Below are 24,964 nucleotides of genomic sequence, written 5' to 3' on the forward strand. Positions count from 1 at the left end.
GCAGGAGGGCCTGGGGCGAACAGTGTCGACCGGGCCGGCAAGCCGCGAGCGCAGGTGGATGGACCGAGCCCCGGCGAGCGGGGAGCGCAGGACGAGGAGCAGGCAGCGCAGGCAGCCCGGCCTCTCCGCACAGTTGCCGGCGAGCGGGCCGGAACTAGACTGGCGCCATGATTGATTTGGAGAACGTCACCATCCGCAGCCGGTCCGTGGGCGACATGGACAACAATGTCTACGTCATCACCGCCAAGGACACCGGGGCGCAGGTGCTCATTGATGCCGCCGATGACTTGCCCGCGATCAGGGAGCTGCTGGATGAAGCAGCCGCCGATGCCGCTGTTCCCGCGAAGGTGGAGCTGATCATCACCACGCACAGCCACTGGGACCATGTCCGGGCGCTTGCCGCCGCTGTGCAGGCCACCGGAGCGCGGACCGCCGCCGGCAGCGAGGACATTCCGGACATCATGGTGCGCACCGACGTGCCGCTGGAACACGGAGACATCGGCCGCTTCGACGGTTTCGAACTGGAAGCCATCAAGCTGCGCGGGCACACCCCGGGATCCGTGGCCCTGCTGTACCGCGATCCGAGCGGTCCGGCGCACCTGTTTACCGGGGATTCGCTCTTTCCCGGCGGGCTGGGCAACACCCAGAAGGATCCGGAGCGCTTCGCTTCCCTCTATGCCGACGTATTAGAACGTGTGTTCGAATACCTTCCTGATGACACGGTGGTGCACCCGGGACACGGTGCCGGCACCACCCTCGGCGCCGAGCGCCCGCACCTGCCGGAGTGGAAGCAACGCGGCTGGTAGCGGTCCCGATTGCCCTGTTCCGTTGACCGGCTCCTCGCAGCGCCTCTAGGCTCCTAGGAACCGCCGAACCGGATGAGAGCGTGCAGCCGTGGCAAAATCACCGTCCTCGTCGTCGTCCACCCCGGCATCCCCGCACAAACCGCAGATCGGCCTTGTGGCCTGCGTGGCCTTCGGCGTGGGAACGACGGTGGGCGGCGGCGTTTTCACCCTCTCCGGCACCGCCGTAAACCTGGCCGGCCCCGGGGCCGTGCTGAGCTACATCATTGCGGGCCTGGTCATGTCCCTGTGCGCCCTGTCATTCATTGTGGTGTGCACGCGGGCGGAAGACGGCGAATCGGGCTACGGGCCCATCGGCACCATCCTGAGTCCGCTCTGGCGGTTCGTCGTGATGTGGGCGTTCTATCTCAACGGTGCCACGATCATCGCGTACCTGGTGACCTCCTTCGGCGAGTATCTGAGAGGTTATTTCCTGCCGGCCGCCGGCACACTGGTGCTGGCCCTGGCAGCCACCGCGCTGGTCACGCTGCTGAATCTGGGCCCGACTGCGGTGGTGGCGAGGGCGGAAACCTGGGTGGTGGGGATCAAACTGGCCCTGCTGCTGCTTTTTGCCGTGTGGGGCCTCACCGAGCTGCGCCCGGACGACCTGGCCCGGCCGCTGCCCCGGGGAACCGGCGGAGTGTTCTCTGCCGCCGCCCTGCTGTTCACTGCCTACACCGGGTTCAACGTCATTACCAACATGGCCGGCTCGGTCAAAAACCCGCGCAAAACGGTTCCCCGTGCCATCCTGCTCACCATCCTGGTCTCGGGAGCCATTTACCTGGGCACGGTCCTGGCCATGATCGCCAGCGGAATCACCACGTTCACGGCAACCGGCGTCTCCCAGGCCGCCGAGATTGTCATGGGCCCATGGGGTGGCGTGCTGGTGGCCCTGGCAGCCTGCCTCTCCACCCTGTCCGGAGCCAACGCCAATGTGCTCGGCGCCTCCGAAGTGATCCTGCGCATGGTGGCGCGCGGCGATGTGCCGCCGGCGCTGGGCCGGCACACCCGCAAAGGGCACCCGTATGTGAGCGTGCTGTTGCTGGGAATAATCACCGTGCTGCTGGTGCTGCTCAACGACACCACCTTCGTCGTGTCCGTCGCCAACGTGGCGGCCATCATTGCCATGATCGTGGTGAGCATTGCCGCGGCCGTCCTCGGTTTCCGGAAATGGCCGGGAGACGGTGCGAGGCTGCCGTGGGGTCCTGCAATTCCCGTCCTTGCGGTCCTGGCGGCCGCCAGCCAGCTGCCCTCACTGGACCCTGCCGCCCTGCTTACCGGAGTCCTGCTGACCGTCGTCGGCGGGGTGCTGTACCTGGCCCGGCATTACGACCGCGGCGGCCGGGGAACCCGGGCCTCCGCCAACCGGCAGATCGACAACCTGAGCACGCCGCTGATGCGGGCGGCCCGCCGGCATCCGTCCGGGCGGCCTTAGGCCGTTTTCTGCCCGACCATGAAGATGCGGCGGAACGGAAAAACAGTACCCCAGGAGCGCTCCGGGTATGCCGCGCGCAGCAGGGCCGCATATTCAGCTTCAAACCGGGCGAAGGCCTCCGGATCCAGGGCGTCCATGATCGGGCGCAGTGCAGTCCCGCGCACCCACTCCAACACCGGATCCCTGCCGTGCAGGACCTGCGAGTAGGTGGTCTCCCAGACGTCGGCCTCGAAGCCGGCCTCGGTCAGCAGGCTCAGATAGTTGTCCGGCTCGTCCACGGCATCGGCATGCCGCAGCACTCCGTCCAGCCGGGCCGACCACGGGGCGCTCGCCGCCAGGTCACGCATCAGGGCATGCGAGGGTGCTCCGAAGTTGCCCGGAACCTGCACCGCCAGCCAGGCGCCGCCGTCGAGCCGCTTGGCCCAGCGGCGCATCAGCTCCTGATGGCCGGGCACCCACTGCAGGGCTGCATTGGAGACCACCACGTCGGTACCGGGCTGCGGCTCCCATTCCTCGATGCCGGCCTGCACGAAGTCCAGGTTTCCCGGCGCGCGCTCAATTGCCCTGGCCTGCTCCACCATCGCCTGGGAGGAATCGACGCCGGTGACGTGCGCTTCGGGCCAGCGGGCGGCGAGCGCCGCCGTCAGGGTTCCCGGCCCGCAGCCCAGGTCGACCACCCGTCGGGGGTTGTCGGCGGCGATGCGGGCAGTGAGATCAAAAAAGGGGCGGTCGCGGTGCGAGGAGAACTGTGTGTATTTCCGGGGATCCCATTTCATGCCGCCGAGCCTAGCAGCGTCAGCGGCGCGTGCAGCTGGCCGCGTTCATCCGGGGTCATGCCCGCATGCCCGGGCCGGGCAGTGCCGGTGCGGCGCGGGCCGTGGTTGAATCCTGTCCATGGTGGTGCAGACATGGTGAGGCAGACGTGGTTCATCACGGGAGCGGGCCGCGGCCTGGGCCGGGCGCTGGCCGAGCAGGCTCTTGCGGCCGGCCACACAGTCGTCGCTGCCGTGCGGGGCGACCATTCCCTCCAACCCCACGACCGGCTGCTGGTACAGCAACTCGATGTGCGGGACCGGACCAAGGCCAACCTCGCCGTTGAGCACGCCGTCCAGCGGACGGGGCGGCTGGATGTTCTCATCAACAACGCCGGCTACGGTCTGGTTGGAGCCGTCGAAGAGGTCGGCGAAGAGGACGCCCGGGCCATACTGGACACCAACCTGCTCGGGGCGCTGTGGCTCTCCCAAGCCGCGGTGCGCACAATGCGCAGACAGGGGGCCGGGCACATTGTGCAGATCTCCACCGTCGGAGCCCTGGGCGCCATGCCCACCCTCGGCCTCTACAACGCCAGCAAATGGGGCCTCGAGGGTTTCAGCGAGGCTCTCGCCGCTGAGGTCGCGCCGTTCGGAATCCGCGTCACCATCGTTGAGCCCGGCGGCCTCGACACCGGCTGGGCCACGAGCAGCATGCGGTTCAGCAAACCGGTCGCTGCCTATGACGACCTCCGGCGCTCGCTGTTCGGCACCTCCGCGGTTCCCTGGCCCGTGGAGCCCGGAGCCACCGGCGGCGGCACCAGCCCGTCCGAGGCGGCTGCCGCCGTGATCCGCTATGTGCACCATCCCGACGACGGACGCCTCCGGCTCCTCATCGGCGAGGACGCCGCTGAGCAGGTTGCAACCGTGCTCCGGCGCAGGCAGCAGGACTACGGACAGCTGCCGCCCCCGGACACGCCCGGCAACCCGCGCTGAGGACCGGTGAAGGATCCGGAACAGACAGGGCGGAAACGTGCCGTCCCGAGCGCCCGGCGCGGCCCGATAGTCTGGTAGGGACATGAAACTTCTTGAACAGCTTCCTTCCGGCCCCGCCAACACCCGCACCATCGACCCCGATGAGACGTACACGTCCTTCCTGGAATGGGTCGAGAGCCGGGGCATGTCGCTGTACCCGGCACAGGATGAAGCGGTGATGGAGCTGGTGACCGGCAACAACGTCATCCTCGCCACCCCCACCGGCTCGGGCAAGTCCATGGTGGCCATCGCCGCGCACTTCTACGCCATGGCGCACGACGAGCGCAGCTACTACACGGCGCCCATCAAGGCCCTGGTCTCGGAAAAGTTCTTCGCGCTCTGCGAGATCTTCGGCGCCGAGAACGTCGGCATGGTCACCGGCGACTCCTCCGTGAACAAGGACGCCCCGATCATCTGCTGCACCGCGGAGATCCTGGCCAACATCGCCCTGCGCGAAGGCGCCGACGCGGACCTGGGCACCGTCATCATGGACGAGTTCCACTTCTACTCCGATCCGCAGCGCGGCTGGGCCTGGCAGGTTCCGCTGCTGGAGCTGCCGCAGGCCCAGTTCCTGCTGATGTCCGCAACCCTCGGCGACATGACCCGGATCGCCAACGAGCTCAGCGAACTCACCAACCGGGACACCGTCACCGTCTCCTCGGTGTCACGGCCCATCCCCCTGCACTACTACTACGTGGAGACCCCGGTCCAGGAATCCCTCGAGGAGCTGCTGGCCACCAAGCAGGTGCCGGTCTACGTGGTGCACTTTTCCCAGATCGAGGCCATCGACCGGGCCCAGGCGCTGATGAGCATCAACGTCTGCACCCGCGAGGAGAAGGATAAAATCGGCGAGCTGATCGCCGGCTTCCGCTTTGCCCCCGGCTTCGGCAAGACCCTGAACCGGCTGGTCCGGCACGGCATCGGCGTGCACCACGCCGGCATGCTGCCCAAGTACCGCCGCCTCGTGGAGCAGCTGGCCCAGGCCGGCCTGCTGAAGGTCATCTGCGGCACCGACACCCTGGGCGTGGGCATCAACGTGCCGATCCGCACCGTGCTGATCACCGCCCTGTCCAAGTACGACGGCACCCGCACCCGCCCGCTGAAGGTCCGCGAGTTCCACCAGATCGCCGGACGCGCCGGACGCGCCGGCTACGACACGGCGGGCACCGTCGTCGTGCAGGCACCGGAACACGTGATCGAAAACGTCAAGGCCATGGCCAAGGCCCACGCGAAGTTCGGCGACGACCAGAAGAAGCTGCGCCAGGTGGTGAAGAAGAAGCCGCAGGCCGGCTTTGTGTCCTGGGGCAAGCCCACCTTCGAGAAGCTGGTGGACGGCACCCCGGAGCCGCTGACCTCCAGCTTCAACATCACCCATTCCATGCTGCTGAACCTGCTGGAGCGTCCCGGCGATCCGTTCGCCGCAACCAAGAAGCTGCTCACCCACAACCATGAGAGCCGGTCCTCGCAGCTGGCGCTGATGAAGAAGGCGCTGGGCATCTACCGGGAGCTCAAGACCGCGGGCATCGTGGAAGTCCTGCCCGAGCCCGACGTCGACGGCCGGACCGTCCGCCTCAAGGTGCACCTGCAGCCGAACTTCGCCCTGAACCAGCCGCTGTCTCCGTTCGCGATGGCGTCCCTGGAGATCCTGGACCCGGAGAGCCCCTCCTACGCCCTGGACGTGGTGTCGGTGATCGAGGCGATCATGGAAAAGCCGCGGCAGGTCCTCTCCGCGCAGGAGAAGAAGGCGCGCGGCGAGGCCATCGCGGCCATGAAATCCCAGGGCATCGAGTACGACGAGCGGATGGCCCTGCTCGAAGAAGTCACCTATCCGCAGCCGCTGGCTGAGCTGCTGCACCAGTCCTTCGAGGTGTACCGCTCCGGCGCCCCTTGGCTGGGCGAGTTTGAGCTCAGCCCCAAGTCGATTGTCCGTGACATGTACGAGCGGGCCATGAGCTTCGGCGAATACGTCCAGTTCTACTCGCTTGCCCGGTCCGAGGGCGTGCTGCTGCGCTACCTCTCTGACACCTACAAGGCCCTGCTGCACACGGTTCCCCCGGAGCGGCTGCGGGAAGACCTCGAGGACATCATCGAATGGCTCGGTGAACTGGTCCGCCAGACCGACTCCTCGCTGCTGGACGAATGGGAAGAACTGACCAACGGCATCAATCCCGACGCCACCGACGAACCGGTGCTGCCGCCGGTGCCGGATAAGCTCACCGCCAATGTCCGCGCCTTCCGGGTCATGGTCCGCAACGAAATGTTCTCCCGGGTGAAGCTCTTTGCCGATGAGGACGACCGCGCCCTGGGCGAGCTCGACGGCGCCGCCGGCTGGGATGCCGACCGCTGGGCCGACGTGCTGGATGCCTACTTCGCCGAGCACGAAGACATCGACGACGGCCCCGACGGCCGCGGGCCGAACCTGCTGATCATCAAGGAGCTGCCCGGAAAGTGGGAGGTCCGGCAGATCTTCAAGGACCCGGCCAACCACCTGGACTGGGGCATCAACGCAGAGGTCGACCTGGCGGCCTCGGACGAGGCCGGCTACCCCGTCATCAAGGTGATCCACGCCGGCCGCCTCGATTAGGCTGGGCAGCATGGAAATACGCCCCGCCCGCAGAGAAGACGTCCCCGTAATCCTCGAGCTCATTCACGACCTCGCGATTTACGAGAAAGAGCCGCACGCGGTAAAAAACACCGCCGAGGCCCTGGAACGGAACCTGTTCGGGGACAACCCGGCCATCTTCGCCCACGTCGCCGTGGAGCAGGGGGCAGTTCAGGGGTTCGCGCTCTGGTTCCTGAACTACTCCACCTGGGAGGGCACGCACGGGATCTATCTGGAGGATCTCTACGTCAGGCCGGAGACCCGGGGCAAGGGCTGCGGCAAGGCGCTGCTGCGCACGCTGGCCGAGATCGCCGTGGAGCGCGGTTATGCCCGGGTGGAATGGTGCGTCCTCAACTGGAATGAGCCGTCCATCCGCTTCTACAAGTCCCTGGGCGCCGTCCCGCAGGACGACTGGACCACCTTCCGGCTGACTGGCGGTCCCCTGGAGACCTTCGGCGCCTCCGGAACAGCGGCCGCGGACACCTCCGCATGAGCGCTCCGCACACGGCCTCGGCGCCCTACGCGGTCCGCGGCATGCGGGTCACCGACCACCGCTTCACGGTGCCGCTGGACCACGCGGACCCGGACGGTGAAACCATCACCGTCTTCGCCCGGGAATACACCGACGCCGAGCTGCCGCAGGCCGAGGCGGAGCGGCTGCCCTGGCTGCTGTACCTGCAGGGCGGTCCCGGCGGCAAGGGGCCGCGGCTGCTGCAGTTCGGCGGCTGGACCAAGGCCGCTTCCTCCCGCTTCCGCCTCCTGATGCTGGACCAGCGCGGCACCGGGCTCTCCACGCCGCTCACCCGGCAGACCCTGGCTGTGCGGGGGAATGCCGCCGCCCAGGCCGAGTTCCTGGCGCATTTCCGGGCCGACTCCATCGTGGCCGATGCCGAACTGATCCGGGAGGCCCTCGGCTCCGCCCCGTGGACCACCTACGGACAGAGCTACGGCGGCTTCTGCACCCTGACCTACCTGTCCTTCGCTCCGCACGGGCTGCGCGAATCCCTCATCACCGGCGGCCTGGCCCCGCTGACCGGCCCGGCGGACCGGGTGTACCGCGCGACCTTCCGGCGGGTTGCCGCCCGCAACGCCGAATACTTCGCCAAGTATCCGCAGGACCGGACCATTACCACCCGGATCGCCCGGCATCTGGAGTCCGTCCCGGAGTTCCTGCCCTCCGGGGAACGGCTGAGCGTGCAGCGCTTCCAGATGGCAGGCTCCTATCTGGGCGGGAACACCCGCATGGACGGCCTGCACCATTTGCTGGAGGAAGCGTTCGTTTCAACGCCCGACGGCGACCGCCTCTCCGACACCTTCCTGGAAACGGTCCACGGGCTGGTCAGCCGCGCCGCGAACCCGCTGTATGCGCTGCTCCATGAGTCCATCTACGGCCAGGGGAAGGCCACGGACTGGGCGGCGGAACGGGTTCTCGAAGAATTTCCGGAGTTCCGGCCCGACGCGGAGGAACCGCTCTACACCGGGGAGATGGTCTACCCCTGGTACTTCGACGAGGATCCGGCACTGGTGCCGCTGAAGGACACCGCCGAATTGCTCGCCGCCAGGAAGGACTGGCCCGCGCTGTACGATCCGGCGCAGCTGGCCCGGAACACGGTCCCGGTGGCAGCCGCCGTTTACAGCGACGACATTTACGTTGACCGGGACCTGTCCCTGGAGACGGCAGCTGCCGTGCGCGGGCTGCGGGTCTGGGAAAGCCCGGACTTCCACCACGACGGCATCGCCGACGACGGCGAGGGCATCTTTAACCGGCTCCTGGCCATGGTGCGGGGCGAGCCGGAGCACCAGGAGGCAGCGGAGGCAGCGGCCGCCTCAGGCGCCTAACCGCACCACGTCCACTGCTGCGGCCAGGTAAGGTGCCGGGTCCGGTTCCTCCGAGTTGGCCCACTGGATCCACGCCGTGACCATGGCAGCGCCCATGGCCGCTGCGGTCAGTGCCGCACGCGGAGCCGGCAAACCCGCGGCCTCCAGATATGCCGTCAGGGCAGATCCCTTCTGTCCCAGATAGCGGTAGGCCTCGGCGGCCAGCTCAGGGTGGCTGCGGATCAGCCGCAGGCGGCCGCGCGTCACTGCCAGGTCCGGCAGCACCTTCGCTCCCTGGGCGACAGCCATGATCAATGCCGCGCGTATCCCGGGTTCCGAGATGCTCCCGCCGGCGGCTTCCGCCGGCACCGCCGCAGTCCGCAGCCCGGCCGCGATGGCCTGCTGCACCGGTTCGGTGCCGCCCCAGACCAGGGCGGACTTTGAGGAGAAGTACCGGTAAAGGCTCTTGCGTCCGATCCCCGCCGCCCGGGCGATGTCCTCCATGGACGCTCCTTCGTAGCCGTGCTCGGCAAACAATTCCAGCGCGACGGCGGCGATCCTGTCCGGGTCAATACTCACCGGGCGGCCTGCAGCGCGCACGCCTCTTCCGGCGGTGCCGCCCTGCCCGCCCCGTATTTTCGACTTTTCGGATTCCGTGTTTAGGGTTTCCGAAGTTTTGCCGTCATCCATTGGTGCCTCCCAGCTTCAATTAAGACACAAAGTGTCATAATATCGGAAGATCAGTTATTCACTTCTTTGGAGGACCCTTTGAACGCTGCAGCATCCTGGCAGGAATCCATCACCGAAGGCCGTTTCTCGGGCCAGACCGTTATTGTGACCGGTGCCGGTTCGGGCATCGGCCTCGCCACCGCACTGCGCGTGGCCAAGGAAGGCGGCCGCGTCATCGCCGCCGACATGAGCTCCGAACGCCTGGACGCCCTCGTGTCCGAGAACCCGTCACTGGACATCGTTCCGGTTGTCGGTGACATCACCAAGGAAGAGTCGGTCGCCAAGATCGTTGAGGCCGCCGGTGACCGCGTTGACGGTTTGGCCAACGTTGCCGGCATCATGGACAACTTCGCACCGGTGCATGAGGTCCAGGACAAGCTCTGGGACCTGGTGTTCGCCGTCAACGTCACGGCCACGATGCGCCTGAGCCGCGCCGTCCTGCCGCTGATGCTGGCGCAGGGCTCCGGCTCCGTCGTCAACATCACCTCCGAGGCCGGCCTGCGCGGCTCCGCCGCCGGTGCCGCCTACACGGCGTCCAAGCACGCCGTCGTCGGGCTTACCAAGAGCTCAGCCGTGATGTACGGCCAGAAGGGTATCCGCGTGAACGCCGTGGCCCCCGGTGCCACCATCACCAACATCGAGGCCAAGTGGGAATCCGAGATGGGTGCCGCACGCATCCAGCCGCTGATGTCGATGGTGCCCGGCCAGGCCACCGCCGAGCAGCTCGCCGCCTCGATCACGTTCCTGCTCAGCAAGGACGGCACCAATGTCAACGGTGTGATCCTGGCGTCCGACGCCGGATGGAGCGCCATCTAAGGCTTCCGCCTCCACCGAGGTATTAACGAGAGCAGGTCCCCGGCATTTGCCGGGGACCTGTTCTCGTTTACGGGTGTTGCTGCTTGGTGTTGCTGTTGCTCGGTATTACTGCCCGCGCTGTGACCTTGGGTCGTTGGCCAGGAAGTGTGCCCGGGCCTCATCAGTGACTTCCGGAAGCTTCACGTCGTCGCGGTCCTTGGCAACGGTGGTGGCTGCCTGGTAGGACTTGGTGACCTTGTCGTAGGCTTCCACCCGTTCCTCGTGCGGGGCGTCTTCCCCGAGGTTCCGGTACACCTTCAGTGCGTTTTCCAGTGACGCCACGGCCTGGACGGCCTTGGCCTTCGGGCTGAGCAGCGAGGCAACGGTGGCGATCACGATGGTGCCGAGGATGACGGCGAGGGAGACGAAGGTCGGGATCTCCGGAGCCCAGGCCACATGTTCGCCGCCGTTGATGAACGGCAGCTCGTTGACGTGCAGGGCGTGCAGGATCAGCTTCACGCCGATGAACGCCAGGATGACCGACAGGCCGTGCTTGAGGTAGATCAGGCGATCCATCAGGCCGCCCAGCAGGAAGTAGAGCTGGCGCAGGCCCATCAGGGCGAAGATGTTGGCGGTGAAGACGATGAAGGCGCTCTGGGTCAGGCCGAAGATGGCCGGAATGGAGTCCACAGCGAACATCAGGTCGGTAACGCCGATGGTGATGAAGACGATCAGCATCGGGGTGAAGACCTTCTTGCCGTCCACCACCGTGCGGATTTTGCCCTGGTCGAACTTGTCGGTCATGGGCAGGACACGGCGCAGCTTGCCGATCAGCTTGTTGTCGCTGCCCTCTTCTTCGTCTTCACCGTTGTCAGTGGCCTGCTTGTAGGCAGTCCACAGCAGGAAGGCGCCGAAGATGAAGAACACCCAGCTGAAGTTCTCGATCACGGCGGCGCCGATGATGATGAAGATGCCGCGCAGGATCAGCGCGATGATGATGCCGAACATCAGCACTTCCTGCTGGTACTTACGGGGTACCGAGAAGCGGGCCATGATGATGATGAAGACAAACAGGTTGTCGATGCTCAGGCTGTATTCGGTGACCCAGCCGGCCACAAACTGGCTGCCGTACTCCGGTCCGGTGAACACGAACATGGCACCGGCGAAGGCCAGGGCAAGCCCGACATAGAAGCCGACCCACAGGCCGGCTTCCTTCATTGACGGCTCGTGCGGACGCTTAACGACAAGGAGCAGGTCGAAAAGCAGGACGAGTCCGAGGACGACAAATGTGCCGACCTCAAAGACCACGGGTAATTCGGGCATGTAGGGGGACCTTTCGGGCGCGGGAGTGAACGCAAGTCTCTCCGGCATCCGCGAACGCGACGTTCGAACGGCTGCCCGCTGCACCCGGCGGGACGACGATGCCCCACGTGCTGACGGATACAGCGCGGGCGGATACTCCCCTGCGCTGCCAAGAAGTCTATCGCAGCGCGCGCTCGCGGAGAGAAAGCCCTTCCGGACAGAAAGCCCTTCTAGCGGAGGAAAAGCCCTTACGCATGCCCGGCGTTCTGCATCTGCCGCAGTTCCTTCTTCAGGTCACCGACTTCATCACGCAGCCGGGCGGCCAGTTCGAACTGCAGTTCGGCGGCGGCAGCGTGCATCTGCTCCGTCATCGACGCAATGAGTCCCGCCAGGTCCTCCGCCGGAGCAGCGGCGAGGCCGTCCTTGCGGATGCCGCCCTTGCCCTTGCCCGCGGTCTTGCGGTTCTTCTTCTCCGCCGCCTCGGCCAGCAGCGCCTTGGTGTCGGCGTCTTCCCGGGCGAGGGAATCGGTGATGTCGGCAATCTTCTTGCGCAGCGGCTGCGGATCCACGCCGTGGTCCTTGTTGTACGCCACCTGGATGGCGCGGCGCCGGTTGGTCTCGTCGATGGCCTTTGCCATCGAGTCGGTGATCCGGTCCGCGTACATGTGCACCTCGCCGGAGACGTTGCGGGCGGCACGGCCGATGGTCTGGATCAGCGAGGTGGAGGAGCGCAGGAAGCCTTCCTTGTCGGCGTCGAGGATGGACACCAGCGACACCTCGGGCAGGTCCAGGCCCTCGCGGAGCAGGTTGATGCCCACCAGCACGTCGAAGGTGCCCATCCGCAGCTCGCGCAGCAGCTCCACCCGGCGCAGCGTATCGACGTCGGAGTGCAGGTATTCCACCTTGACGCCGTGCTCCAGCAGGTAGCCGGTCAGGTCCTCGGCCATCCGCTTGGTCAGCGTGGTCACCAGCACGCGTTCGTTGCGCTCGGTCCGGGTCCGGATCTCCCCCAGCAGATCGTCGATCTGGCCCTTGCTGGGCTTGACGATCACCTGCGGATCCACGAGACCGGTGGGGCGGATGATCTGCTCCACGTAGCCGTCCGATTTGGACAGCTCGTACTTGCCCGGCGTGGCGGACATGTACACGGTCTGGCCGATTCGTTCCAGGAACTCGTCCCATTTCAGCGGCCGGTTGTCCATCGCCGAGGGCAGCCGGAAGCCGTGGTCCACCAGGGTGCGCTTGCGCGACATGTCCCCCTCGTACATGGCGCCGATCTGCGGAATGGTGACGTGGGATTCGTCAACCACCAGCAGGAAGTCGTCGGGGAAGTAGTCCAGCAGGCAGTGCGGAGCGGTGCCCGGGCCGCGGCCGTCGATGTGCCGGGAGTAGTTCTCGATGCCGTTGCAGAAGCCCATCTGCTGCATCATTTCCAGGTCGTAGGTGGTGCGCATCCGCAGCCGCTGCGCCTCGACCAGCTTGTTCTGGGATTCCAGCTCTGCCAGCCGGACCTGCAGTTCATCCTCGATCTGGCGGATGGCCCGGTGCATCCGGTCCTCGCCGGCCACGTAGTGCGAGGCCGGAAAGACGTACATCTCCTCTTCCTCGCGGATCACGTCGCCGGTGAGCGGATGCAGGGTGTAAATGTTCTCGACCTCGTCGCCGAAGAACTCGATCCGCAGCGCGTTTTCCTCGTACATCGGGATGATCTCCACGGTGTCGCCGCGGACCCGGAAGGTGCCGCGGTGGAAGTCCATGTCGTTGCGGGCGTACTGCATGGACACGAACTTGCGCAACAGGTCGTCACGGTTCATCTGCTGGCCCCGGCGCAGGGTCACCATGCCCTCGATGTATTCTTCCGGGGTACCCAGACCGTAGATGCAGGACACGGTGGCGACCACGATCACGTCGCGGCGCGTCAGCAGCGCGTTGGTGGCTGAGTGGCGCAGCCGCTCCACCTCTTCGTTGACCGAGGAGTCCTTTTCGATGAAGGTGTCGGTCTGCGGAACGTAGGCCTCGGGCTGGTAGTAGTCGTAGTACGAAACGAAGTACTCCACCGCGTTGTTGGGCAGCAGCTCGCGGAACTCGTTGGCCAGCTGTGCGGCGAGGGTTTTGTTCTGCACCATCACCAGCGTGGGCCGCTGGACCTGCTCCACCAGCCAGGCCGCCGTCGCACTCTTACCGGTACCGGTGGCACCGAGAAGGACCACGTCCTTTTCGCCGGCGTTGATGCGTTCGGCGAGTTCCTTGATGGCTGTGGGCTGGTCGCCCGCGGGTGAGTAATCGCTGATTACTTCGAAGGGGGCGACGACTCTCTTGATGTCCTGCGCAAGACTCATGCTTAAACGCTACTCCGCGCTGCGGTCAGGACGTGTCCGCAGTGCGCCCGGTTAGCTGAGGGCTGAACACCGGCGCCGGCCGTCATTTTCCGGTCCGCAGCAGGGCCTCGTTCAGCGGAACCAGGCGGCTGCGCCACAGTTCCCGCACCGCGTCCACCAGCTCCCCGGCCGTGCCCGCATTCACGAGCACGACGTCGGCCGCAGCGGCGCGTTCGGCAGCGCCCGCCTGCGCGGCGATCCGCGCCCGGGCCGCCTCTTCGCTCATGCCGCGGTCCGCAGCCATCCGGCGGATCCGCTCCTGCTCGGGCGCGTCGATGACGAGCACGAAGTCGAAGCTGCGGTGCTGGCCGGTTTCCACCAGCAGCGGGATGTCATGCACCACGATCGTCTCCGGCGCGGCCTGCCGCTCCAGTTCCGCCGCGCGCGCCCGGACCCGCGGATGAACGATTCCGTTGAGGATTTTCCGCTTGTCCGCGTCGGAAAACACCACGGCGGCCAGCGCCGGGCGATCCAGCCGGCCCTCGCCGTCGAGCATTCCGGGCCCGAAGGCGTCGACGACGGCGGTGAGCCCCTCGGTGCCCGGCTCCACCACTTCCCGGGCCAGGGCATCGGAATCGATCACCAGCGCTCCCAGGTCCTGCAGGGTGCGGGCGGCCAGCGATTTTCCGGCGGCGATCCCGCCGGTCAGTCCTACTCTCAGCATGCGCCCAAGGCTACCGTGTGCCGGCGCCCGGAGCGGACAGTCCCGGGGCAGCGCCTAAACTGGACAGGTGAATGAACAGGTCGGAACAACGGGGCGCTACACCACCGTTGCCGGCGAACACCGGCACGAGCTGGAGATCAAGCGTTCACGCTTCATTACCGTCCTGCGGCGGGTTGAAACCGAAGAACAGGCCCGGGCACTGGTCGCCGGGCTGCGCCGCGAATTCCACGACGCCCGCCATCACTGCAGTGCCTTTGTGCTGGGCCCGGACCGGAGCGTGCAGCGCTCCAGCGACGACGGCGAACCCTCCGGCACCGCCGGCATTCCCATGCTGGAAGCGCTGACCAAACGGGAGACGTTCGACGGCGCCGCGGACCTGAGCGACGTCGCTGCGGTCACCGTGCGCTACTTCGGCGGCATCCTGCTCGGCGCCGGCGGCCTGGTGCGCGCCTATTCGGAATCGGTGTCCTCAGCGGTGGCCGGCGCTGCGCTGGTCCGGCGCCGTCGGATGCAGCTGTACGGCATTCCGGCCGGGCATTCCGCGGCCGGCCGGTTGGAAAATGACCTTCGTTCGGCCGGAGTGAGCGTCCTGGGCACCGAGTACTCGGCCGCGGGCGCGCAGCTTAGCGTCGCGCTGCCGGACACCCCGGACGCCCTGGCGGCCTTCCACTCCCGGCTCGCTGCCCTGACCGCCGGAGCCTCCGACCCGGTCCCCCTCGGAACGAAATGGATTGACCTTGACTGACTTCCCCACCGGCAGCGATGCCGGCACCGGCGGCGCCGGCTTCGACGCTGCCGGCTTCGACTTCGCCCGGCTGAGCCGCAGGCCCGATGTGGAGGCCGACAACCTCCAGGCCTGGGATGCCGCCGACCGGCTGCTGCTCGACACTGCAGCGGATGACCTGTCCGCCGCGGCATCGGGCGCCGTCGTCGTCATCGGGGATTCCTACGGTGCCCTGACCCTGGCAGCGGCAGCCCGGCACGGCCTGTCGGGTCTGAGGGTGCACCAGGACCCGCTGAGCGGCGAGCTGGCGCTGGAGCGGAATGCGCGGAAGCTGGGCCTGGAGGGCGCCTTTGCGCACCATGGCCTGGAGCCGGGACTCGTGACGGGCGCCCGCGTGGTGCTGCTGCGCCTGCCCCGGTCGCTGGACGCGCTGGAGGAGATTACCGAGCTGATCGCCGCGCACGCGTCCCCCGAGGTGGTGGTGTACGCCGGCGGCCGGCTCAAGCACATGTCCACCGCCATGAACGACGTGCTGGGACGCTATTTCGCCTCCGTGACGGCCGGGCTGGCCCGGCAGAAGTCGCGGATCCTGACCGTCCGCGCTCCCCTGCCGCCGGAGCAGCGCCCGGCGGCCCGCTTTCCGGTGTCCTCTCGGCACGACGTCGGCCTGGCGGCGCCCCTGGAACTCTGGGCCCACGGTGCTGCCTTTGCCGGTCCGGCCCTGGATATCGGCACCCGGTTCCTCCTGCCGCACCTGGCCGGAGTCCGGCCGGCGGAACGCGCCGTTGATCTGGGCTGCGGCACCGGCGCCATTGCCGCGTACCTGGCGCTGAGCGACCCGAACCTGCACGTGGTGGCGACGGACCAGTCGGCTGCCGCGGTGGCTTCGGCAGCGCGCACTGCCGAAGCCAACGGCGTGGCCGACCGGGTGGAGGTGCGCCGCGACGATGCCCTCGCCGGGCTGCCGGACAGCTCGGAGGACCTGGTGGTCCTGAACCCGCCGTTCCACATCGGCGCCAGCGTGCACGCCGGAATTGCCCTGAAGCTCTTTGCCGACGCCGGCCGCGTGCTGCGGCCCGGAGGTGAGCTGTGGACCGTGTGGAACAGCCACCTCACCTACAAGGCGGCGCTGAACCGGCTGGTGGGCCCCACCCGGGAAGTGGCCCGGAACCCGAAGTTCACGGTGACTGTCAGCACGCGCCGCTAAGGTTTATTGGGACCGGACGAATCCGGAGGAGCCGGCACATCCTGTTCCGCCATCCGCACTCACCGGCCTTAACCTGCGCTGACGTTCCTGGCCTCCGCATGAGTTTCCAAGTGCCTCTCCATAGCGTCGACGGCGCGGGCAGGGCCATCGATCCCGCGCATTCGCACTCCGAGATCTTGGGCTCGGTGTAGTGGGGTCCCCCCGTAACGCGGGAAACAGTGAGGCGATCAGGTTCACGTCTGCGGAGAGTGCATCGACCGTCCGGCGCGGAAGTTCCAGTCCGAACTCGCGGGCTATCCGGGAGAATGCTCGTGGTTTCCAGGTGCTGACCCGGGCGAGCATTCGAAGGGCCCACGGGGCCCTCCCCGTACCAGTGGCAGTACCCAGATCGCGGGTGAAGGGATGCCGGATCCCCCGCCCCTGGTCGAGCGCCATGATCTGATCAGCTTCGCGGTCCGACATGATCGGCCGGGTGAGGCGGACCGGTTGTCCACCATCTTCAATCGTCGAGAGGTAACGCCGCGAGTAGATGTGGAATCTTGTTTCATGGCCACGCAAGTTCGCCTCGGCAGCTACCTCGATCCCGCGCGTTGTCTCACCAAGGTTGTAGCTCTCGGGGGGAAACAGCAGGCGCAGGCTCGGCACGCCACCGGGGCGGCCCAGGTGTTGCGGGTGTCATCCGATACTCACGATGAGACGTCCCGAGTGTTTTGTCCGTCAGATCGTGGATTTATTATCCTGTTTCTCATCCGTATCCCGCCCTTTCATTGACCTGATTCTATTCAGGACAACTGGCTGCATTACCGGCCGGGCCGGTTGTGGCTGATTTACCGGATTGACATCCATACGCGCTGGCCAAGAATTCCCAGGTCGGTAGTGTGGGCCCATGACTTCCAGGTTTCCGTCGTGACTGTGCCACAAAAAACGGGTGCAACGATCTCCAGCGCCCGCCCTCGTCTTTCATGGACGATGCTCGTTCTGGCAACTGCACTATGGCTCGGCCTTTGGTATCTCACGCCAGGACTTCTTGCCAATGGTGCCGGCAAATTTTTCACCAGTGATGCTGACGTGTCGATACTTATCGAGACGAATATGGCGCTCATCATTGTCATCGTCCTTCTGCTCGCGCATCCTCGGTACAACCGGGTCCTCTTTGCACACTCGCGGTCGGGGTGGCTGTACGCGCTGCCGCTCGCGCTGGCCTTGACGGTGCCGTTTCGCTACGAGCTGGAGGCTCCCGTGGCGTTGTACATGTTCTGGATGACTGTCTCCGTGTTCTGGCAGAACTACCTCACCTTCGGGCTGTTGCAGAGCTACATGCGAGAACGGATGCCATTATGGGGTGTGCTCGTCGCCAGTGCGGTCATGTTCTGGATCGGCCACGCAGTGTTCCTTCCGCAAAGCTTCGCACCCGTTCACGTCCTACCGAGCCTGTCGATCCTCGCTCTCGGATTCGTCCTCGCATCGCTACGCCTGGCGTTGAAAACTCTTCATTTGAATCTCGCCCTCCATCTTTCCTTTTACTTCTTCCTGGTCGCGTAAGAGATGAGGCCGCGAGCCCGGTGGCATGACAATCAATTCTGCGTTTGCGGAACGGCACCGGCGTCCATAGAGCTCACCCCGGACCGCAACAGGAGGTGGACGGGAATGAGACCAAGGACGGCGACAGCTGCGGCGGCCCCTATCACCCACTGGACACCCACGATGTCGGCCAGAGCACCACTGCCCAGCATTGTGGTTAACAAAACACCCGAGTAGATAGCTCCACTCGTACCAATAACGCGACCTCTCATAGCTAACGGCGCCGTCAACAACAGCCAGGTCTGGCTCCCCACCCAGGACACCGTGAAAGGCAGTCCGGATAGAAAAAATACAATGAGGGCCATCGGGAAGGAGGGCCAGATCACCAGAACGACGATCAGGCTTTGAGCCACGGCCGCTCCGGCGATAACCGGCAGGTGATAGCCAGCCCGCTTGATGACTGTTCCCATCAGCGGACCTGCCAAGACGGCCGACACGGCGAACGCACTGCTGGCCAGTCCCATTTCACTAGCCGTGGCGCCCACTACCCCCAACATTAAGACGGGAAACAGAGCGGTGAGCGGCCCCTCTTTGACGGCGTCGAGGATTTGGAGAAGAACTAAACCCCTCACCCGGGGATTCCGCCGCAACAATTTTAGGTAGGTGCCGACAGGCTGCATACCACTGGGCGCTGTGCCGTCGGACCCTTCGTTATCATCCCGCGGCGGCTTCGGACGGTACCAGCGACCCAGTGTAAGGCTCAAGATAGCCGAACATGTCATGAAGACAGTCAAGCCGAGCGCGGTCCCGCTAAACCCGACGAGAACCATAATGAAGCCACCAAGCGCCGGAGCAACAAGCCGAGTGGCATTCGATGCAAACGAATTGAGGCCGTTGGCTTGAGGAAGGTTATCAGCCGACACAAGATCAGCGATCAGTACCTGTTCTGCCGGTCGATAAATCTGTTGGATGACGGCTTGCAGGAAGACCAGAAGTGCCAATTTGAACGGCGCTTCAGCAACCACGAACAACCCCAACAAAACGACGACCCGCGACGCCAGGGTGAGTTGCACCACCCGAAGCGGATTCCAGCGATCCGCCACCGTTCCGGCTACATGGCCAAATACAAGTCCTGCTAGCGCAGGGGTGGCGGCGAACACGGCGGTCCACAGGGCTGACCCGGTCAGCCGATAGATATGGACGCTGAGGACAATTCCCATCGACCAACCCACCATGGAGGAAGCGAAGTTAATCGCCCACAGCACTGAAAAACCGGGGTTTTCCCGCACAAATCTCATATGAGGCCACCCGATTCAAAGCTTCAACATTTCCGTCAACACTTCGTAATCCATACCTTCCCCGATGGTGCTACTTTGCATCCATGACAACAACGGAAATCAACTCCTTTCATGAAGGCGGCGCCAAGATCGGCGCACTAATCCGCCATGTGTCAGAAGACCGGATTCAGACAACGCTTGCCTTCAGGACCCAAGGCGGACCTGTCGTCCACTTGTTTCAGGAAACCCGCTTCACCACCAATGTGTTCAACTGGACCGCCTACAGGTACGTCGATCATCTCCAGAACACCAACGTCGAAGTCCGGGCTGCGGAACCGGTGCCACAACGAGACACCCGCACCCCGATCCCCAGCTATGCCGCGCATCTGGTGCTGACGGACTTTCTGTCCACCACCGCTCCCACACGAGAGTTCCACCAGTTCCACGAAGACAATCCTTCGACGGCGGCCTCGGCCTCTTTCGTCCGCCATGGACACGAAACCATTCAGACCCCCCCGTGGCCCGCGGGACGCCGTAAAGATTGTCCTGGAGGTCGACGGACACGAAGGAAATACGTTCTGGTGCATCGACGGAGCACCGGTGAAGTCAGACTGGCAAGGTGCCGCGTCCTACGCCACCACTGACACTGATTTCGCGCTCCGGGGCCTGGACGCCGAAGTCCTGTCCCTCGTGAAGGAAGCCCTGACGGGACTCTAGGTCGAGGGGAACCCCAGACGCCGCCACGCGCAGCGAACCGGGGACGGCATCCCTGGGTCCAGCACACCGCTGATAGTTCGCGGAAGGACCTTTTACGGCGCCCCCTGGAATCAGCCGCAGCGTTGACCTGGCCACTCTCCGCAACCCCGCCGGAGAAACTCAGAGAGCGCTCTCTTGACAGTGACCCGTATCACTTCTAGTGTGATTGGAACGTCAAGAGAGCGCTCTCTCACAGGCACCCGATATCCGTCAGGTTCTACGGAGCGTACGACTCTGTACCAGCTTTCCCCTCCCCTTCGCTTCCCGCTTCCGTCGATCAGGCCTCACGAGAACCACACGGCACGGTCCACTGCCCCGGGATATTTACTGCTCTATCCACACACAAAGGAGTGACCGTGAAGAATTTCCGACATCCCGCAGCGGCTGTGGCAGGTGCCGCCGTAGTGGCCCTGCTCGCCGTAGGCTGCGGCGGCGGCGACCAGGAAGCCGCCAGCGAAGACAATCCCGTCAAGCTGACGGTGACCACCTTCGGAACCTTCGGCTACGACGATCTGTACGCCGAGTATGAAGAAGCCAATCCCGGCATCGACATCGAGCCCACCAACATCGACACCGGCGGCAACGCCCGCACCGATCTCTTCACCAAGCTGGGTGCAGGCTCGGGCGTCAGTGACGTGGTGGCCATTGAGGAAGGCTGGCTGGGCGCCATCATGGAGGTCTCCGACAAGTTCGTTGACCTCAACGAGTACGGTGCGGCAGACGTCAAGGACAACTGGGTGGAGTGGAAGTACAAGCAGGGCACCGACGCCGACGGCCGGGTCATCGGCTACGGAACCGACATCGGACCGCAGGGCCTGTGCTACAACGGCAAGCTTTTTGAAGCCGCCGGGCTGCCCAGCGACCGGGAAGCCGTGGCCGAGTACTTCGGCGGCGACGACGCCACGTGGGACACCTACTTCGAAGCCGGCCGCGCCTACCACGAGAAGACCGGCAAGGCCTGGTACGACCAGTCAGGCTTCGTCTGGAACTCCATGGTGAACCAGATGGACGAGGGCTACTACACCAAGGACGGCGAACTGAACGTCGAAGGCAACGCTGCCATGAAGGAAAAGTTCGAGCAGCTCGCTTCCGCCACCTCCGACGGACTCTCCGGCAACCAGACCGAATGGGACTGGGGCAAGGGCCAGGCCTTCCTTGACGGCTCCTTCGCCACCTTCGTCTGCCCCGGCTGGATGCTCGGCACCATTCAGGGCTCGATCGAATCAGCCGGCGGCGGCACTGACAGCGGCTGGGACTTCGCCGACGTCTTCCCCGGCGGCGCGTCCAACTGGGGCGGAGCCTTCCTGTCCGTTCCCGAAACCTCCGAGCACCCCGAGGAAGCCGCGAAACTGGCAACCTGGCTGACCGCCCCGGAGCAGCAGGTCAAGCAGAGCGCAGCAGCCAACAACTTCCCCAGCACCGTAGAGGCGCAGGAGAAGCTCGCGGCCGACGCCACCCCCAACGAGTACTTCAACGATGCGCCCACCGGCGCCATCCTGGCTTCCCGCGCCGAGGGCGTAGTCGCACAGTTCAAGGGTCCGGACGATTCCGTCATCCAGGAGAATGTCTTCGGCCCCGCCCTGGACCTGCTGGAAACCGGCAGTGCCGATACCGATGAGGCCTGGGCTGAAGCGCTCAAGCTCCTCGACGAGCTGGTTGTCAACAACTAGCATCCACCGCTGCGGGGTCTCCAGCTGCGGCTGGGGACCCCCTTAGGGAGCGCGAGAACCCCATGACCACCACCATTAACCGTCCGCAGGCGACGCCGCCGGCCAAGCCCCAGCCAACGTTCCGGCAGCGCCTGAACGTCTGGGACGTCAAAGCTTCCCCCTACCTCTACATCTCCCCGTTCTTCATCGTGTTCGCCGTCGTGGGGCTGTTCCCGCTGCTCTTCACCTTTTACGTCTCCCTGCATGACTGGCATCTGCTCAAGGGACAGGGTGATTTCATCGGACTGCAGAACTTCACTGCCGTGATGACCGATCGGTACTTCTGGAACTCACTCTTCAACACCTTCAGCATCTTCCTGCTCTCCGCCATTCCCCAGCTCGCCGTCGCCTTGTTCCTGGCCGCCGTCCTGGACCAGAACCTGCGGGCCAAAACCTTCTGGCGCATGAGCGTGCTCCTCCCCTACGTGGTGACCCCGGTGGCGGTGGCCCTGATCTTCACCAGCATGTTCGGTGAGCAGTACGGGCTGATCAACAACATCCTCGGCAACCTGGGAATCGAGCCGATCCTCTGGAAGACCGAAACCCTGCCCAGCCACTTTGCCATCGCGACGATGGTCAACTGGCGCTGGACCGGCTACAACGCCCTGATCCTGCTGGCCGCCATGCAGGCGGTTCCCCGCGACATCTACGAGTCCGCCGCCATCGACGGCGCCGGCCCGTTCCGGCGGTTCTTCAGCATCACCCTGCCCAGCATCCGGCCGACAATGATCTTCGTGGTCATCACCTCCACGATCGGCGGACTGCAGATCTTCGCTGAGCCCCGGCTCTTCGACTCGGTAACCGCGGGCGGCAGCCAGCGCCAGTTCCAGACCACTGTGCTCTACCTCTGGGAGATGGCATTCCAGCGGCAGAACTTCGGAAAAGCATCGGCCATCGCGTGGATCCTGTTCCTGATCATTGTGCTGGTTGGCGTCGTCAACTTCCTGATCTCCAAAAAAATCGCCACGGCGGATGCCAAGCCCCGCCGGGTTAGGAGCACGCGATGAGCGTCCTGCAAAAAGCCCGAGCCGTCCCCGGAACGGGCATCACCTCCGGCTCCGGAAAGCCCGCCGGCGGCCGCCGGACCGGCAGGTTCTTCGGCAACAACCGCCGACCCGGCTTCCTCGCCTACGGCATCCTGCTGGCCTTCCTGGCCGGCTCGGCCTACCCGCTGTGGTGGTCCGCCGTCGTCGGTTCCCGTTCCAACGAAGCCCTCGGCACGAACTGGCCGCCCCTGTTGCCGGGCGGAAACTTCTGGATCAACGTCGGTGAGGTGTTCGACACCGTGCCGTTCTGGAAGGCACTGGGCAACAGCTTCCTCATTTCCGGCACCATCACCGTTTCCGTCGTCGTCTTTTCCACGCTCGCCGGGTACGCCTTCGCCAAACTGCCGTTCAGGGGCCGCGGCGTCCTGATGGTCGCGGTGATCGCCACCATGGCCATCCCCACCCAGCTCGGCATCATTCCGCTGTTCATGGTGATGCAGAAGCTTGGCTGGACCGGTGAAATCGGAGCGGTGATCGTGCCCAGCCTGGTCACGGCCTTCGGCGTCTTCTTCATGCGCCAGTACCTGGTGGACGTGATCCCCGACGAACTGATCGAATCGGCGCGCATGGACGGCGCCAACATGATCAGGACCTTTTGGCATGTGGCGCTCCCGGCCGCCAAGCCGGCGATGGCCATTCTGAGCCTCTTCACGTTCATGATGGCGTGGACCGACTTTATGTGGCCGCTGCTGGTCCTCGGCACGGGCAATCCCACGCTGCAGACGGCGCTGAGCCAGCTGCAGTCGGACCGCTACGTGGACTACTCGGTGGTCCTCACCGGCGCCGTCATGGCGACCATTCCCCTGCTGATTCTCTTTGTAGTGGCAGGCAAACAACTTATTTCCGGAATTATGCAGGGAGCAGTGAAGGGCTAATGACTATCAATTCTTCGGTGGAGACCAACTGGCCGGCCGGCTTTATCTGGGGATCGGCGACCGCAGCCGCCCAGGTCGAAGGTGCGGCGGCGGAGGACGGCAAGGAGGAATCGGTCTGGGATGCCTTTGCGCGCACTCCCGGCAACATCCTCAACGGCGACACCCCCGCAACGGCAGTGGACCACTACCACCGGATGCCGGCGGACGTGGCCCTGATGAAGGAGCTGGGGCTGGACTCCTACCGCTTCTCCACGAGCTGGGCCCGGGTCCGGCCCGGCGGCCGCAGCGCCAACGCCAAGGGGCTGGACTTCTACTCGCGGCTGGTGGATGAGCTCCTTGAAGCCGGCATCCTGCCCTGGCTGACGCTCTACCACTGGGACCTGCCGCAGGCCCTGGAAGAGGCCGGCGGCTGGGCCAACCGCGACACCGCGCACCGGTTCGTTGACTACGCCAACGATGTCTATTCCGCCCTGGGCGACCGGGTGCAGCACTGGACCACGTTCAACGAACCGTTCTGCTCGTCGCTGCTCGGATACGGCTCCGGCGTGCACGCACCCGGCCGGCAGGAACCCCGGGCTGCCATTGCCGCCGTTCACCACCAGCATCTGGCCCACGGCCTGGCTGTCACCGAGCTGCGCAGCCGGGGAGCCCAGCAGCTCGGCATCACCCTGAACCTGAGCAACTCCATTCCGCGGGATCCCGCCGATCCCGCGGACCTGGAAGCTGCCCGCCTCTTCGATTCCCTGCAGAACCGCATCTTCCTCGACCCCATCCTCCGGGGCGCCTATCCGCAGGACACGCTGGCGGACCTGGAACCGTTTGGGCTGGGCGAGGTCATCCGTCCCGGAGACTTGGAAATCATCGCGGCGCCGATCGACTTCCTGGGCGTGAACCACTACCACGACGACCTGATCAGCGGCCATCCTGACACCTCCGGGGCGGACGGCCACTCCGGCGGGTCGGGGCGCCCGTCGGCCTCACCCTGGATCGGCGCCGACCAGATCGCTTTCCCGAGCCGGGGCCTCCCCCGCACCGCCATGGACTGGGAGGTCAATCCCGACGGCCTGCGCAAGCTGCTGGTCCGCCTGGGTGAGGAGTATCCGGCGCTGCCGCCGCTGTACATCACCGAAAACGGCGCCGCGTACAACGACGTCGTCGCCGCCGATGGGAGCGTTCCCGATCCCGAGCGCACGCAGTTCATCCTCGACCACATCGACGCCGTCGGCCGGGCCATCGACGCCGGGGCTGATGTCCGCGGCTACTTCGTCTGGTCACTGCTGGACAACTTCGAATGGTCCTGGGGCTACAGCAAGCGTTTCGGGATTGTCCGCGTCGACTACGACACCCAGAAACGGACCGTCAAGGACAGCGGCCATGCGTACAGCCGGCTGATCGCAGCCAGCCGTGCAGCGGCGCCCGCTGTGTGAGTGACGGTACAGTGGAAAGCCAGCCGCAGTCCCGGTCCAACCACGCAGGAAGAACACAGTGAGCACCGAATCC

General features: G+C 65.5%; 21 protein-coding genes. 14 read left to right on the forward strand and 7 right to left on the reverse strand.

Translation table 11 applies throughout. From position 1 onward, the window contains the following. Positions 1 to 167: 167 nt before the first annotated feature. A complete protein-coding gene (locus QNO00_RS01380; protein ID WP_229965708.1) occupies positions 168 to 806 on the forward strand; it encodes an MBL fold metallo-hydrolase in 639 nt (212 codons plus the stop codon). 88 nt (positions 807 to 894) lie between these two features. After that, positions 895 to 2,277, forward strand: a complete 1,383-nt coding sequence (locus QNO00_RS01385) for an APC family permease (RefSeq protein WP_284023372.1) — start codon at positions 895 to 897, stop codon at positions 2,275 to 2,277. Here the strand turns inward: QNO00_RS01385 and QNO00_RS01390 are convergent. Then, the gene (locus tag QNO00_RS01390; protein WP_284023375.1) at positions 2,274 to 3,053 is read right to left on the reverse strand and encodes a trans-aconitate 2-methyltransferase; all 780 of its coding nucleotides are present in this window, start codon (positions 3,051 to 3,053) and stop codon (positions 2,274 to 2,276) included. The two genes, QNO00_RS01385 and QNO00_RS01390, sit on opposite strands and share 4 nt — an antisense overlap. Before the next feature lie 132 nt (positions 3,054 to 3,185). Between QNO00_RS01390 and QNO00_RS01395 the strand changes: the two genes are divergently transcribed. The 4 genes from QNO00_RS01395 to QNO00_RS01410 all read left to right on the forward strand — a co-directional run bounded on the left by QNO00_RS01395 (position 3,186) and on the right by QNO00_RS01410 (position 8,502). After that, positions 3,186 to 4,022, forward strand: coding sequence for an SDR family NAD(P)-dependent oxidoreductase (locus QNO00_RS01395; protein ID WP_284023377.1), 837 nt, complete (start codon positions 3,186 to 3,188; stop codon positions 4,020 to 4,022). Positions 4,023 to 4,104: 82 nt separating this feature from the next. After that, complete coding sequence (locus tag QNO00_RS01400; RefSeq protein WP_229965704.1) at positions 4,105 to 6,645, forward strand: DEAD/DEAH box helicase; 2,541 nt, start codon at positions 4,105 to 4,107, stop codon at positions 6,643 to 6,645. A 10-nt stretch (positions 6,646 to 6,655) separates the two neighbouring features. Then, the gene (locus QNO00_RS01405; RefSeq protein WP_284023379.1) at positions 6,656 to 7,156 is read left to right on the forward strand and encodes a GNAT family N-acetyltransferase; all 501 of its coding nucleotides are present in this window, start codon (positions 6,656 to 6,658) and stop codon (positions 7,154 to 7,156) included. Further along, positions 7,153 to 8,502, forward strand: coding sequence for an alpha/beta fold hydrolase (locus QNO00_RS01410; RefSeq protein WP_284023380.1), 1,350 nt, complete (start codon positions 7,153 to 7,155; stop codon positions 8,500 to 8,502). Before QNO00_RS01405 ends, QNO00_RS01410 begins: the two co-directional genes overlap by 4 nt. On the opposite strand, the gene QNO00_RS01415 is transcribed toward QNO00_RS01410, so the two are convergent. After that, positions 8,491 to 9,060 carry a TetR family transcriptional regulator gene (locus QNO00_RS01415; protein ID WP_284023382.1) on the reverse strand — a complete coding sequence of 190 codons (570 nt, stop codon included), beginning with the start codon at positions 9,058 to 9,060 and terminating at the stop codon, positions 8,491 to 8,493. The two genes, QNO00_RS01410 and QNO00_RS01415, sit on opposite strands and share 12 nt — an antisense overlap. A 189-nt stretch (positions 9,061 to 9,249) precedes the next feature. Here QNO00_RS01415 and QNO00_RS01420 point away from each other — a divergent pair, with 189 nt between their 5' ends. Next, positions 9,250 to 10,026: an SDR family NAD(P)-dependent oxidoreductase gene (locus QNO00_RS01420; RefSeq protein WP_229965700.1), complete on the forward strand. Its 777-nt coding sequence runs from the start codon at positions 9,250 to 9,252 to the stop codon at positions 10,024 to 10,026. Positions 10,027 to 10,131: 105 nt separating this feature from the next. Here QNO00_RS01420 and QNO00_RS01425 read toward each other — a convergent pair whose 3' ends face one another. From QNO00_RS01425 to coaE, 3 genes are all read right to left on the reverse strand, one after another. Next, positions 10,132 to 11,328 carry a TerC family protein gene (locus QNO00_RS01425; RefSeq protein WP_229965699.1) on the reverse strand — a complete coding sequence of 399 codons (1,197 nt, stop codon included), beginning with the start codon at positions 11,326 to 11,328 and terminating at the stop codon, positions 10,132 to 10,134. A gap of 227 nt (positions 11,329 to 11,555) precedes the next feature. Further along, positions 11,556 to 13,646 carry an excinuclease ABC subunit UvrB gene (gene uvrB, locus QNO00_RS01430; RefSeq protein WP_229965698.1) on the reverse strand — a complete coding sequence of 697 codons (2,091 nt, stop codon included), beginning with the start codon at positions 13,644 to 13,646 and terminating at the stop codon, positions 11,556 to 11,558. A gap of 82 nt (positions 13,647 to 13,728) precedes the next feature. Continuing rightward, positions 13,729 to 14,349, reverse strand: a complete 621-nt coding sequence (coaE, locus tag QNO00_RS01435) for a dephospho-CoA kinase (RefSeq protein ID WP_284023384.1) — start codon at positions 14,347 to 14,349, stop codon at positions 13,729 to 13,731. 67 nt (positions 14,350 to 14,416) lie between these two features. Between coaE and QNO00_RS01440 the strand changes: the two genes are divergently transcribed. The 3 genes from QNO00_RS01440 to QNO00_RS01450 all read left to right on the forward strand — a co-directional run bounded on the left by QNO00_RS01440 (position 14,417) and on the right by QNO00_RS01450 (position 17,822). Further along, positions 14,417 to 15,094: an IMPACT family protein gene (locus QNO00_RS01440; RefSeq protein ID WP_229965696.1), complete on the forward strand. Its 678-nt coding sequence runs from the start codon at positions 14,417 to 14,419 to the stop codon at positions 15,092 to 15,094. A 70-nt stretch (positions 15,095 to 15,164) separates the two neighbouring features. Continuing rightward, positions 15,165 to 16,280 carry a class I SAM-dependent methyltransferase gene (locus QNO00_RS01445; protein ID WP_284023541.1) on the forward strand — a complete coding sequence of 372 codons (1,116 nt, stop codon included), beginning with the start codon at positions 15,165 to 15,167 and terminating at the stop codon, positions 16,278 to 16,280. A 906-nt stretch (positions 16,281 to 17,186) separates the two neighbouring features. After that, the gene (locus QNO00_RS01450) at positions 17,187 to 17,822 is read left to right on the forward strand and encodes a hypothetical protein (RefSeq protein ID WP_284023386.1); all 636 of its coding nucleotides are present in this window, start codon (positions 17,187 to 17,189) and stop codon (positions 17,820 to 17,822) included. 32 nt (positions 17,823 to 17,854) lie between these two features. Here QNO00_RS01450 and QNO00_RS01455 read toward each other — a convergent pair whose 3' ends face one another. Continuing rightward, positions 17,855 to 19,099, reverse strand: a complete 1,245-nt coding sequence (locus QNO00_RS01455) for an MFS transporter (protein ID WP_284023387.1) — start codon at positions 19,097 to 19,099, stop codon at positions 17,855 to 17,857. Positions 19,100 to 19,251: 152 nt separating this feature from the next. After that, positions 19,252 to 19,524, reverse strand: coding sequence for a hypothetical protein (locus tag QNO00_RS01460; RefSeq protein ID WP_284023389.1), 273 nt, complete (start codon positions 19,522 to 19,524; stop codon positions 19,252 to 19,254). Between the two features lie 666 nt (positions 19,525 to 20,190). Here QNO00_RS01460 and QNO00_RS01465 point away from each other — a divergent pair. The 4 genes from QNO00_RS01465 (at position 20,191) to QNO00_RS01480 (ending at position 24,891) form a co-directional block, all read left to right on the forward strand. Further along, positions 20,191 to 21,504, forward strand: coding sequence for an ABC transporter substrate-binding protein (locus QNO00_RS01465; protein WP_284023390.1), 1,314 nt, complete (start codon positions 20,191 to 20,193; stop codon positions 21,502 to 21,504). 62 nt (positions 21,505 to 21,566) lie between these two features. Further along, positions 21,567 to 22,550 carry a carbohydrate ABC transporter permease gene (locus tag QNO00_RS01470; protein WP_284023391.1) on the forward strand — a complete coding sequence of 328 codons (984 nt, stop codon included), beginning with the start codon at positions 21,567 to 21,569 and terminating at the stop codon, positions 22,548 to 22,550. Continuing rightward, the gene (locus QNO00_RS01475; RefSeq protein ID WP_229965690.1) at positions 22,547 to 23,464 is read left to right on the forward strand and encodes a carbohydrate ABC transporter permease; all 918 of its coding nucleotides are present in this window, start codon (positions 22,547 to 22,549) and stop codon (positions 23,462 to 23,464) included. Before QNO00_RS01470 ends, QNO00_RS01475 begins: the two co-directional genes overlap by 4 nt. Then, the gene (locus QNO00_RS01480; protein WP_284023392.1) at positions 23,464 to 24,891 is read left to right on the forward strand and encodes a GH1 family beta-glucosidase; all 1,428 of its coding nucleotides are present in this window, start codon (positions 23,464 to 23,466) and stop codon (positions 24,889 to 24,891) included. Before QNO00_RS01475 ends, QNO00_RS01480 begins: the two co-directional genes overlap by 1 nt. The last annotated feature ends 73 nt before the right edge of the window (positions 24,892 to 24,964 follow it).

The organism is Arthrobacter sp. zg-Y1219 (assembly GCF_030125545.1).
Taxonomy (GTDB): Bacteria; Actinomycetota; Actinomycetes; order Actinomycetales; family Micrococcaceae; genus Arthrobacter_B.

Excerpts from the sequence above, each read along its gene's own strand:
- QNO00_RS01400 (WP_229965704.1), top strand. The coding sequence starts at position 4,105 with ATGAAACTTCTTGAACAGCTTCCTTCCGGCCCCGCCAACACCCGCACC.
- QNO00_RS01425 (WP_229965699.1), bottom strand. The coding sequence starts at position 11,328 with ATGCCCGAATTACCCGTGGTCTTTGAGGTCGGCACATTTGTCGTCCTC.
- coaE (WP_284023384.1), bottom strand. The coding sequence starts at position 14,349 with ATGCTGAGAGTAGGACTGACCGGCGGGATCGCCGCCGGAAAATCGCTG.
- QNO00_RS01405 (WP_284023379.1), top strand. The coding sequence starts at position 6,656 with ATGGAAATACGCCCCGCCCGCAGAGAAGACGTCCCCGTAATCCTCGAG.
- QNO00_RS01470 (WP_284023391.1), top strand. The coding sequence starts at position 21,567 with ATGACCACCACCATTAACCGTCCGCAGGCGACGCCGCCGGCCAAGCCC.
- uvrB (WP_229965698.1), bottom strand. The coding sequence starts at position 13,646 with ATGAGTCTTGCGCAGGACATCAAGAGAGTCGTCGCCCCCTTCGAAGTA.
- QNO00_RS01480 (WP_284023392.1), top strand. The coding sequence starts at position 23,464 with ATGACTATCAATTCTTCGGTGGAGACCAACTGGCCGGCCGGCTTTATC.
- QNO00_RS01390 (WP_284023375.1), bottom strand. The coding sequence starts at position 3,053 with ATGAAATGGGATCCCCGGAAATACACACAGTTCTCCTCGCACCGCGAC.
- QNO00_RS01380 (WP_229965708.1), top strand. The coding sequence starts at position 168 with ATGATTGATTTGGAGAACGTCACCATCCGCAGCCGGTCCGTGGGCGAC.
- QNO00_RS01410 (WP_284023380.1), top strand. The coding sequence starts at position 7,153 with ATGAGCGCTCCGCACACGGCCTCGGCGCCCTACGCGGTCCGCGGCATG.
- QNO00_RS01395 (WP_284023377.1), top strand. The coding sequence starts at position 3,186 with ATGGTGAGGCAGACGTGGTTCATCACGGGAGCGGGCCGCGGCCTGGGC.
- QNO00_RS01455 (WP_284023387.1), bottom strand. The coding sequence starts at position 19,099 with ATGAGATTTGTGCGGGAAAACCCCGGTTTTTCAGTGCTGTGGGCGATT.
- QNO00_RS01475 (WP_229965690.1), top strand. The coding sequence starts at position 22,547 with ATGAGCGTCCTGCAAAAAGCCCGAGCCGTCCCCGGAACGGGCATCACC.